General features: G+C 49.6%; 10 protein-coding genes and 1 riboswitch. Of the genes, 7 read left to right on the forward strand and 3 right to left on the reverse strand.

Translation table 11 applies throughout. From position 1 onward, the window contains the following. Positions 1 to 272: 272 nt before the first annotated feature. Positions 273 to 1,538: a peptidoglycan-binding protein gene (locus tag KTH89_RS24280; protein WP_158342190.1), complete on the reverse strand. Its 1,266-nt coding sequence runs from the start codon at positions 1,536 to 1,538 to the stop codon at positions 273 to 275. 81 nt (positions 1,539 to 1,619) lie between these two features. Then, positions 1,620 to 1,805: a hypothetical protein gene (locus KTH89_RS24285; protein WP_158342189.1), complete on the reverse strand. Its 186-nt coding sequence runs from the start codon at positions 1,803 to 1,805 to the stop codon at positions 1,620 to 1,622. 338 nt (positions 1,806 to 2,143) lie between these two features. Here KTH89_RS24285 and KTH89_RS24290 point away from each other — a divergent pair, with 338 nt between their 5' ends. Next, complete coding sequence (locus KTH89_RS24290; protein WP_238723425.1) at positions 2,144 to 3,088, forward strand: SGNH/GDSL hydrolase family protein; 945 nt, start codon at positions 2,144 to 2,146, stop codon at positions 3,086 to 3,088. A gap of 40 nt (positions 3,089 to 3,128) precedes the next feature. Continuing rightward, entirely contained in the window at positions 3,129 to 4,013 is an 885-nt protein-coding gene (locus tag KTH89_RS24295) for a phosphatase PAP2 family protein (RefSeq protein ID WP_238723426.1), read from the forward strand. A gap of 79 nt (positions 4,014 to 4,092) precedes the next feature. Here the strand turns inward: KTH89_RS24295 and typA are convergent, their stop codons facing one another. Beyond that, positions 4,093 to 5,919 (reverse strand): translational GTPase TypA, encoded by a 1,827-nt coding sequence (gene typA, locus KTH89_RS24300; protein WP_158342186.1) that lies wholly within the window; start codon positions 5,917 to 5,919, stop codon positions 4,093 to 4,095. Positions 5,920 to 6,908: 989 nt separating this feature from the next. Between typA and KTH89_RS24305 the strand changes: the two genes are divergently transcribed. From KTH89_RS24305 to KTH89_RS24325, 5 genes are all read left to right on the forward strand, one after another. After that, a complete protein-coding gene (locus KTH89_RS24305; protein WP_158342185.1) occupies positions 6,909 to 7,547 on the forward strand; it encodes a single-stranded DNA-binding protein in 639 nt (212 codons plus the stop codon). Between the two features lie 110 nt (positions 7,548 to 7,657). Continuing rightward, positions 7,658 to 8,155 (forward strand): cob(I)yrinic acid a,c-diamide adenosyltransferase, encoded by a 498-nt coding sequence (locus KTH89_RS24310; protein ID WP_158342184.1) that lies wholly within the window; start codon positions 7,658 to 7,660, stop codon positions 8,153 to 8,155. A 48-nt stretch (positions 8,156 to 8,203) separates the two neighbouring features. Next, a riboswitch (Lysine riboswitch) is annotated at positions 8,204 to 8,379 on the forward strand. Positions 8,380 to 8,538: 159 nt separating this feature from the next. Next, a complete protein-coding gene (dapA, locus tag KTH89_RS24315) occupies positions 8,539 to 9,438 on the forward strand; it encodes a 4-hydroxy-tetrahydrodipicolinate synthase (protein ID WP_238723427.1) in 900 nt (299 codons plus the stop codon). A gap of 13 nt (positions 9,439 to 9,451) precedes the next feature. Further along, complete coding sequence (gene dapB, locus KTH89_RS24320; RefSeq protein ID WP_238723428.1) at positions 9,452 to 10,216, forward strand: 4-hydroxy-tetrahydrodipicolinate reductase; 765 nt, start codon at positions 9,452 to 9,454, stop codon at positions 10,214 to 10,216. Positions 10,217 to 10,304: 88 nt separating this feature from the next. Beyond that, positions 10,305 to 10,733 (forward strand): hypothetical protein, encoded by a 429-nt coding sequence (locus KTH89_RS24325; RefSeq protein WP_238723429.1) that lies wholly within the window; start codon positions 10,305 to 10,307, stop codon positions 10,731 to 10,733. Positions 10,734 to 10,994: the final 261 nt, after the last annotated feature.

A 10,994-nucleotide genomic window follows, 5' to 3' on the forward strand; every position in this document is an offset into this window, starting at 1 on the left:
GGATGCACGGCGGACTTCACGTCCGACGGGCAAGAGCCTCTGAACCGGGAACACATCATGTGTTCCTGGTGAATAGGCTCGGTTCCTGAACCCGGCTTTCCGATTCCACTTAGCGGGTGCCAGCGCAAGCCCTCCGCGCTCCCGGGAGGCACAAAAGAACCCGGCGGTGCGGATTATCCCGAAACATCGCCACTCCCCGGCTGCTTTGCAGCGTGCATACCCAAGTTCTAGGAAGAACCGTCTTTGCAACAGACCTCTCTAATCCCATTCAGCTAAGACAGCTCCGCAATACGGGTCACGCCCACGTAGATCTCCTGGACTTTAAACCAGGTGGCATAGTCGGTGATGCCGGTTTGGGGCAGCCCGAAGATAGACTGGAAGGTGCGTACCGCGTTGGCGGTGGATTCCCCGTAGATTCCGTCTACCGCTACGGTGGGAATCGCGCTGTATGTGGCGGCTATGGTATTCAGCTGTTCCTGAAGCTGCGTTACTTTGGGACCGGAGGCGCCGATATCCAGGTTATAGCCGGGCCAGGATGAGGGTACTCCGGAGATTTCTTCTGCGATATTGATGTACATGGAATCTCCGTAATAATAGCGCAGAATTTCAATAGGGGTGTAACCCTGATCACCTAAATATTTGGAACCCCACTGGGTCATCCAGTTGGGACAGGTTACCTGCCTGCCGTCACAGTACTGGGTCAGGATCGGCTGTTTGACATTCGGGCGTGACAGATAGGCATTAAATATTTCATCGACGATGATGGAAATGCTGTCAAATATGTTGCGGCCGAAGATCCACTTGTGGTCAAAGGCGGTGGAAGAAGTAATGGTAAAGTCAAAACCTTTGTTCCGATACCATTCCGTGTAAACCCGGTTCAGCGTAAAGGACATGATGGCCAGTACATTGGCGCGTATGGTGGAGTCGGGCCAGGTGGCATAGATTTCGCTGGACGCTACATTTTTAATGTAATCCTTGTAGCGGACCCAGTAGTCCGTGGCGGTGGTATCCCGCGGGGAACCGTCATGTACGATCACGAATTCGGGAACGACCACGCGGCTTAATACGATCTCCCCGCTCTCGTTGACGGGCTTGATCTCCGCCTCGGCGATTTTCGGCGGATAATTGGCAAAGAGGGTGTGCGGGCCGATCACGATCCGGTCCAGTGCTTCCTGGCCTTCCATAGGCCGCAGTTCAACCGGCTGGATGGAGGTGGTGTCGGGAAGTACCTCCGATCCGGCGATCGTGGCGGACTCATAGCCCGGGGCATTGACCTGAATGGTGTATTCGGAATAGGGCTGGTTGTCGCTGGGTTCTAAACTGTATTCCAGGGGCGGGGCGGGAAGATCCAGGGTTTCCGTCTGCCCGGAGCTGTTGGTGGTCAGCTGTTCTACCTTGCTCTCGGGATCTCCGGTATAAGAAATACTGATAGTAGCACCAGAGATGGGAATCCGTCCGATGGTAGATGTCACCTGAACCTGCAGCCGCCCCCGGTCAGGAGATTCGGTCTGCATACTTTTCAATGTCTGGTTTGACATAGGTACCTCGATAGATTTGGTGTTACTATCAGTATATGTAATTGGTGAGCCGGGTGTTCCTATTTTTCGCGATGGATATTTTTACTCCTGGGTGGCAATGATGGCGCTGTTTGATACGGTCATGGTGGGGATATCCTGATTATGCAGTTTGTAGGAGTATACAAATCCGATGGCCATAACGGCGATAATGCCGGCGCAGATGATGAGCAGATTCATTTTATTTATCTTACGGTCCAAATGTTCAAAATCATTTACTCTGTTTCTCATAACATACCTCTTTTCTAAAGACCCGGATGGTCAACTATCATGTTCGATTCTTATTGTACCATTCCGATATGAAGATAGTTTTAACGAAACCGGTGTATTTTCTTAAATTTTTCTTATTTATTATAAACAATCTGTGAACCGGCGCCATGAGAGATCTCATTGTAACCGTAATGCATGCTCTTTATAATATTGTATGTACAACGTTATACATACAGGACAAATTTACGAAATTCCGGTATTACAATGGATATCAAGCTTTTCACACCGGTAAGCTTGTGTTAAAATAGTCCAAAGACGAATATATATACTATTATAATTACGAATGAGGAAAGGACCTTATGCAAAGAAAAATAAAGGACTACTTACGGCTGGGAGCTGCCGTAAGCATGCTGGCAGCAGTGCTTATTATCAGTGGCTGCGGGAAACAGGAAGATACGGATACGGCGTTAAAAGAGCCTGAAACGACGGCGCAGCCGGAGAATCAGGACCCAGACCAGGAACGTCAGAAGAAGGCGGAGCCAACAGAAACACCGGTTCCTGATACAACGGCGTCGCCGGAACCGAAAGATACGGCAAAGCCAACGGAAACACCGGATGCCCCGGGAACACCGGATGGGGCCTCAGAAAAAACAGAAGGCACAGAGAAAGCGGAGGCCGCCGAGAAAACAGCGAAGCCCGCACCCAGACAGCCATCGAAAATGGCCTGCTTTGGCGATAGTATTACGGCCTGGGGGGAGATCTGGATCGATGCGGTGAGACAGAGCCTTTCTCTGGAGGAGATGTATAACCTGGGGATCGCCCAGTCAACCATCGCGGACAGTGATAAGGACCCGTTTTGGAGCCGTTATCAGAGCATACCGGCGGACAGCGACCTGATCTTTGTGTTTGGCGGAACCAATGATTTCTATCAGAATATACCGCTTGGAGCTGCGGATTCCGGCAATCCGGGAGAATTCTGCGGCGCGTTAAACATCCTGTGCCAGGGGTTAAAACAGAATTATCCCGATGCCAGACTGGTGTTCGCGACGCCGATACAGAGGACCAGCGCCTATGGACCCGGACCCAACGAGGCCGGACTGATGCTGGAGGATTACGCGGAGGCTATGAAGACCGTATGCGGCGGTTATGGCGTGAAAGTGCTCGATCTGTATCATGGAAGCGGGATCACAGCCGATAACGCGGATGCCTATCTGGAAGACGGGCTCCATCCCAATGCGGACGGATACCGGATGCTGGGCGAAGTGATTGCCGCAGAATGGAAAAGAATTCTGAACGGAAAGTAAGAGAAGAACCAATCCCGTATGAGGGAGTGAAGGAGACAGCATGTCATTTTTATATTTTCTGGAAGGGATCAGAAATCCCATATTAAATGCGTTGTTCCAGTTTTTTACCTTTTTCGGGGAGGAACTGTTTGTGATCGCCGCGATTTGCCTGCTCTACTGGTGTGTGGACAAAATCCTGGCCTATAAAGTGGCATTTTCCTATTTTGCGGCAGGTCTGATGGTGCAGGCTTTGAAGATCACATTCCGGGTTCCTAGGCCCTGGGTGATTGATCCGAATTTCCGGCCGGTGGAATCCGCAGTGGGAACGGCCACCGGTTATTCCTTTCCAAGCGGGCATACTCAGGGGAGCACATCCCTGTTCGGCACGATCGCGCTTGCCTCAAAGAAGAAGTGGGTCAGAATTGTATGCGTAATCATGTTCCTTATGATCGGTCTGTCCCGGATGTATCTGGGGGTCCATACGCCCAAGGATGTGATCACAGCCATGGTTCTGGCGCTGGCGGTCGCGTGGCTGGTAAATAAAGTCCTGGACAGCTATCTGCTGGACCGCCGCAACGATCTGAAGATATCGGCGGCGATGTTCCTTATAGCAGTTTTGATCATCGCCTATGCGCTTTTCCTGTATGGCAGCGGCATATTGGAATTCCGTTATGCCGAGGACTGCTGCAAAGCGGCCGGAGCCGGGCTTGGATTTTCTATCGGATGGTATATCGAGAGACGGTTTATCAATTTTGATACCAGGGCATCCCTGCCTGCCCAGATCCTGAAAGCGGTTATCGGGCTGGCCGTAGCCATAACGCTGCAGAACGGGCTAAAGCTGGTACTTGGAACCACGCTTTTCGCACATTGCATCCGTTACTTCATTTTGGTTATATGGGTGATCGTACTGTATCCTATGATATTTAAACGGTTTATAAAAAAATAGCAGCGGTTGACTGCAGTACATGTCATTAAAAAATCCCTTCTGATGATGCGTTATGGCATCAGCGGAAGGGATTTTTGTATTATTTCTGGCTGGCCCGTTTACGAAGCTTGGGATCCAGTATTTTCTTACGGATTCTCAAATGATTCGGAGTAATCTCTAACAGCTCATCGGTATCGATAAACTCCAGACACTGTTCCAGACTCATGACCTTTGGAGGAGACAGCTTCAGCGCTTCATCGGAACCGGATGCCCGGGTGTTGGTCAGCTGTTTGCGGCGGCAGACATTCACTTCGATGTCATCCGCTTTTCCATTCTGTCCGACTACCATGCCGGAATACACTTTCTCCCCGGGGCCGATAAATAAGGTACCGCGCTCCTGGGCGTTAAATAATCCGTAGGTAATCGATTCTCCGGTCTCGAAGGCGATCAAAGATCCCTGCTTGCGGTACTGGATATCTCCCTTGTAAGGGCCGTAGTCGTCAAAGATCGTATTCATGATACCATTTCCTTTGGTATCTGTCATGAATTCCCCGCGGTAACCGATCAGGCCTCTGGAGGGGATCGAAAATTCCAGACGGGTGTATCCCCCGTTAGACGTTCCCATATTCCGCAATTCCCCTTTGCGCTGCCCCAGCTTTTCTATAACGCTGCCTGAAAATTCATCCGGCACGTCGATATAAACCAGCTCCATCGGTTCCAGTTTCTTCCCTTTTTCATCCTCGTGATAGATTACTTCCGCCTTGCTGACTGCGAATTCATAACCTTCCCGCCTCATGTTTTCAATCAATACGGATAAATGCAGTTCTCCGCGGCCGGAAACTTTAAAGGCTTCCGTAGTTTCCGTCTCCTCCACGCGAAGGCTGACATCCGTGTTCAGCTCCCGGAACAGACGGTCCCTCAGATGTCTGGATGTGATGAATTTACCCTCCAGCCCGGCCAGAGGACTGTCATTCACAATAAACTGCATGGCAATTGTCGGTTCGCTGATCTTCTGGAATGGTATGGCTACCGGATTGTCGGGAGAACAGATCGTGTCCCCGATATGGATATCCGCGATACCGGAGATAGCCACGATTGAACCGATGCCCGCTTCCGATACTTCCACCCGGTTTAACCCGTCGAACTCATAAAGCTTGCTGATCTTAACCTTATTTCTCTTATCCGGCTCATGAGCATTCACCAGAACCGCTTCCTGATTGACTTTAAGGGAACCGTTGTCTACTTTGCCCACGCCGATCCGGCCCACATATTCATTGTAATCAATGGTACTGATCAGAACCTGGGTATCCGCATCGGGATCGCCCTCAGGCGCCGGGATATAATCCAAAATCGTCTCAAAGAGCGGAAGCATATTCTGCGGGTCCTCAGTCAGATCCAGAATCGCATAGCCGGCTTTTGCTGAGGCATAGACGAACGGGCAGTCCAGCTGTTCGTCTGAGGCGTCCAGATCCATAAACAGTTCCAGCACCTCATCGATGACAGCGTCCGGACGTGCTTCCGGACGGTCGATCTTATTAATACAGACAATCACCGGCAGATTCAGTTCCAGAGCCTTCATCAATACGAACTTCGTCTGAGGCATCGGGCCCTCGAACGCGTCGACGACCAGTACAACGCCGTTCACCATTTTCAAAACACGTTCCACTTCACCGCCGAAGTCCGCATGTCCGGGCGTATCGATGATGTTGATCTTAGTATCTTTATAATGAACCGCGGTATTTTTCGACAAAATGGTAATTCCGCGTTCCCGCTCGATGTCATTGGAGTCCATGACCCGCTCCGCGACCTCCTGGTTTTCCCGAAAAACGCCGCTCTGCTTGAGCAGCTCATCAACCAGTGTGGTTTTGCCATGATCTACGTGGGCGATGATTGCGATATTCCGAATATCCTCACGTTTGGTTTTCATAAAAATGTCCTTCTTTCTTACTAATTAACAAAATTAAGCATTGCAACTTACTTAGTTTACCACATTTTGGCGAGATTACAAGGCATTGCGGTAATAAAGTCGAAATTTTTGAGGGGCTCCGCGTGGGGGGGCGGAAAACCCGGGATTACTGGTGGGAGCGGATGGGGGACGGATTAGCCGGTCCGGGTGGGTACGCTGTCTGCGGGCTTAGGGCTGGATGCTGTGCTGCTGCTAAGTAAACTCCGGAAGCCGGATTCAGGAACCGAGCCTATTCGTCAGGAACGTCGGATGCGTTCCCGACTCAGAGGCTCTTGCCCGTCGGACGTGAAGTCCGCCGTGCATCCTGAATCCGGCTTCCGGAGTTTACTAAGCAGCAGCTCAGCCGCCCTATGCCCGCAGACAGCGTACCCACCCGAACCGGCTGATCCGTCCCCCATCCGCTCCCACCAGTAATCCCGGGTTTTCCTTGGATACGGCGGAGACTGCTTGGTAAATTGGGGAGCAGTGGGGGAGTAGGTGAGGATTGAGGAAGGTTATTGGGGAATATTTTAGTGGATTATATTTTATATAGGAAGCTGGACCGTAGGTAATGGGTTTTATGTTGTTTAAGAGATTGTTGGTAGATATGAGGTTAGCCTGGATAGTTGGGCGAATAGGTTAGATTCGGAGGTTTGTATGGAGGTTAAAAGATTGAGGCGGATTGGGAGGTTGGACTGGAAAGCTGCACTGATTAGTTGGATAGGCGGTTAGGCTATAAAGTTAAAACTGAATGTAAATGGTAAAAATTACCAGGGAAAAAAGGGGAGAGAAATGTAATAATTTTTGAAAAGATGAATAAGCTTTTATAAATTGGAAATAATTGTAAAAAAATTCGTAATTTGTGTTCTAAAGGTGATTTTTACGGCATATATATTCTATTAACTATAAGAAAAACAAGGTACATCGTCGGACAGTGTGATGCTGTCCCAAGAGGAAGGGAGTAAAAATTCATGACAGATAAGGTAATCGATAGGGTAATCGAAAACAATCAGGTAACTATTATAGGGGAGATTATTTCGGATTTTTCATTCAGCCATGAGGTGTTCGGGGAGGGCTTCTACATGGTGGATGTGAATGTGAGGAGACTCAGTGATTCGTATGATTGTATCCCGCTGATGGTATCTGAGAGGCTCATTGACGTGACCAGGGATTATCGGGGAGAGTCCATACAGGTGGCCGGACAGTTTCGATCCTATAACAGACACGAGGAGAAAAAGAACAGATTGGTTTTATCCGTTTTTGTAAGAGAGTTGGAGTTTATTTCAGAGGAAGTTGAAAATGCCAAAACGAATCAGATTTTCCTGGACGGATATATCTGTAAGCCGCCGGTTTACCGGAAGACTCCGCTGGGAAGAGAGATCGCGGATTTGCTTTTGGCGGTCAACAGACCGTATGGTAAATCGGATTATATCCCGTGCATCTGCTGGGGAAGGAACGCCAGGTATGCTTCCGGGTTCGAAGTGGGAGGCCACGTGGAGATCTGGGGCCGGATTCAGAGCCGGGAATATATGAAGAAAATAGATGAAAATGATGCGGAAAAACGCATCGCTTATGAGGTTTCCGTCAGTAAACTGGAATATATCGAATAGTGGACCGGAGTGTGTAAAATAGAAAAGATTTGCAAATTCTGTGAATATATAGTAACATAAGGGAAAATGTTTACAGTAGGTTTTACTTCCACGGAATGAAGAGGTGCATTATGAATAAAGGGTTCGTACAGGTTTACTGCGGTGGCGGCAAAGGAAAGACCACGGCGGCTCTGGGACAAGGAATTCGTGCAGCAAGTCAAGGCAAATCCGTGATTATAATCCAGTTTCTGAAAAGGAAGAACGAAGAAGAGATCGATTTTATCAGGCGTCTCGAACCGGAGATCAAGCTGTTCCGGTTTGAGAAGAATGAAGTGTGTTTTGATGAGCTCGATGATGACAGTAAAAATGAAGAGATCATGAACATCAAGAACGGTATGAATTTTGCCAAAAAGGTTCTGGTTACCGGGGAATGTAATGTTCTGATTCTGGATGAGATTCTGGGCTTGCTGGACCACGAGATTATAGGCCTGGATGATGTGAAAGTGCTGATCGACGCCATGGACGAGGATACGGAATTGATTATGACAGGCATCCATGCCTGTGAGAAAATGATCGGTATTGCGGATGCGGTATACCGTATAGAAACCGTTAAAACTCCAAATCCATGATTGACATCTGAGCGGAACTTGTGCTATAGTAGCGTTAAATTAAATACCGAGTTAGATAGAGGTTGCGTTTTTCATGAGTACATTACCGGATTGTGGTCAGGCACGTAAGAAGGTATGGAAAGGGACGAACGCCGAAGGGACAGATTTCCTGATAATTTGTTGCCTGGGCATATAATTAAGAGTTATATGACTGTCATCGTAAAAGATGGGGCGCTATCCAAAGAACAAGGTCGTTGATTTTTCTACGGCGTAGACTTCTTTACAGGCAGACTCATCAGTCTGCCTTATTTTATTCTATTGGAAAAAACACTCTGTGGAAGAGCGGTTCCGCAGGTGAGACTCTATTTTAACTCATTCGCCAAATAAGAAAGGAGAGGATTTTAATGGCATTATTTGAAGGAGCAGGTGTGGCAATCATCACACCGTTTACAGAAGATTTAAAGGTGAATTACGACAAGCTTGGGGAGCTGATTGATTTCCAGATCGAAAATGGGACCGACAGTATTATCGTCTGCGGAACCACCGGCGAGGCCTCCGCTATGACCCATGAGGAACATTTGGAATGTATCCGGTACACGGTGGAGAGAGCCGCCGGCCGGGTGCCGGTGATCGCGGGCAGCGGGTCCAACTGGACGGACACGGCTGTCTATCTGTCCCAGGAAGCGGAGAAACGGGGAGCCGACGGTCTGTTGGTTGTATCGCCCTATTATAATAAGGCGACGCAGAAGGGATTGTACGCGCACTTTAAAGCAGTTGCGGATTCCGTAAAGATTCCGGTCATCCTATATAATATCCAGGGGCGTACCGGTGTCAATATTCAGCCGTCCACCCTGGTGGATCTGGTCCGGGATGTGGAGAACATCGTGGGAGTGAAGGAAGCCAGCGGTAATATTTCACAGGTGGCGAAGATCATGAGCCTTGCAAAGGAGCAGGGAGTTTCCCTGGATCTGTACTCCGGCAATGACGATCAGGTAGTGCCGCTGTTATCTCTTGGCGGAAAAGGTGTGATATCGGTGCTGTCCAACGTGGCGCCCCGCTTTACCCATGATATGGTGGCGAAATATATGGCTGGCGACGTAAAGGGAAGCATGGAAATGCAGCTGAAAGCGATTCCGCTGATTGACCAGCTGTTCTGTGAAGTGAATCCGATCCCCGCCAAAGCGGCTGCCAATATGATGGGATTTGACGTGGGAGGCTTAAGGCTGCCGCTGACGGTTATGGAAGACGCACATCAGATAAATTTGAGAAAAGCGATGGAGGAATTCGGAATCCCGCTTGCATAAGGAGGAACGTACCATGATAAAGGTGATTATGCATGGCTGTAACGGAAAAATGGGGCAGGTGATCACCGGTTTGCTGAGAGAGGATGCCGGGGCGCAGATCGTGGCCGGCGTGGATCCTTTTACAGGAATTGCGAATGATTATCCGGTATTTGCGAACATAGAGGATTGCGACGTGAAGGCGGATGTAATTATCGATTTTGCATCGGCAAAGGCGGTGGACGCGCTGCTTGCTTACAGCGTGAAGAGACAGATACCCGTGGTATTGTGCACCACCGGATTGAGCGAAGAGCAGCTGGAGAAAGTGAAAGCGGCCAGCGAAAAGGTCGCGGTATTGAAATCTGCCAATATGTCAATGGGAATCAACATACTGCTGAAGCTGATCCAGGAGGCGGCCAGGGTGCTGGCGCCGGCCGGATTTGATATGGAGATCGTTGAAAAGCATCACAATCAGAAGGTGGACGCTCCCAGCGGAACAGCTCTTGCCCTGGCGGATTCTCTGAGGGACGCGCTTCCGGATGAATATACCTATGTGTATGACCGCAGCCAGAGACGGGAAAAGAGAGATTCCCGGGAAATCGGCATTCAGGCCGTTCGCGGCGGATCGATCGTAGGGGAACATGAAGTGATCTTCGCCGGCACGGACGAGGTGATTACCTTTGAGCATACCGCTTATTCCAAGGCTATTTTTGGAAAAGGCGCGGTTCAGGCGGCGAAGTTCCTGGCCGGTAAGCCGGCGGGGATGTACAATATGAGCCATGTGATCGAAAGCAGCTGTTAATCTGTTAGTTTTCGGCAGGCGCAAAGGGGAACCTTTTTGGGGAGTGCTGCATATAGTAAGGTATATGTTAGTGCGAAGGAGCTCTCTAATGAACATGGAGTTTACCCCTTTTTATATGAATTATCCGGAACCGATATATAATTATGCGGGTCTGGAGCAGGATTGGGATATGGAGAGGCTTAAGAACCTGTATCCAAATGTGGCAAAAGAGGTCCAGACGGTCGTGGAGGACGAATGCGACAAGCTGGAGTACGACGGCAGCGTAATGTTCGATGAGTATCCGGATCAGCTGATGTTCCGGAGAATCTGCGGAAACATTTACAACAGAGTAAAACATCTGGAGGATGGAGTGCAGGCGGTCGAGGTGCAGGAAGAAGATGCGGAGACTGTCACTTCCATGAACTACAGGAGGCCTCCGCAAAATAACTGGCTGGAAGATTTGATAACGATTATGCTGGTGAATGAAATGCATAGGAGACGCTGCAGATACAGAAACTGCAGGGGCTGGTATTGGTAGAACATAAAAGATGGACCGGTATCCGAGTGGGTTCTTCCTCGGATTTGGGTATGCCCGCTGCTTAAGGCAGAGGACAGAGACGGTATCCGGGGAGACTCCCGGCCGACGGGGTCTTTTTGTCACCTCGGAAGCGCAGAGGGCTTGCGCTGGCAGCCGCTAAGGGAAATCGAAAAGCCGGGTTCAGGAACCGAGCCTATTCACCAGGAACACGTGATGTGTTCCCGGTTCAGAGGCTCTTGCCCGTCGGACGTGAAGTCCGCC

It is taken from the genome of Diplocloster agilis (assembly GCF_019042275.1).
In the GTDB taxonomy this organism is placed as follows: domain Bacteria; phylum Bacillota; class Clostridia; order Lachnospirales; family Lachnospiraceae; genus Diplocloster; species Diplocloster agilis.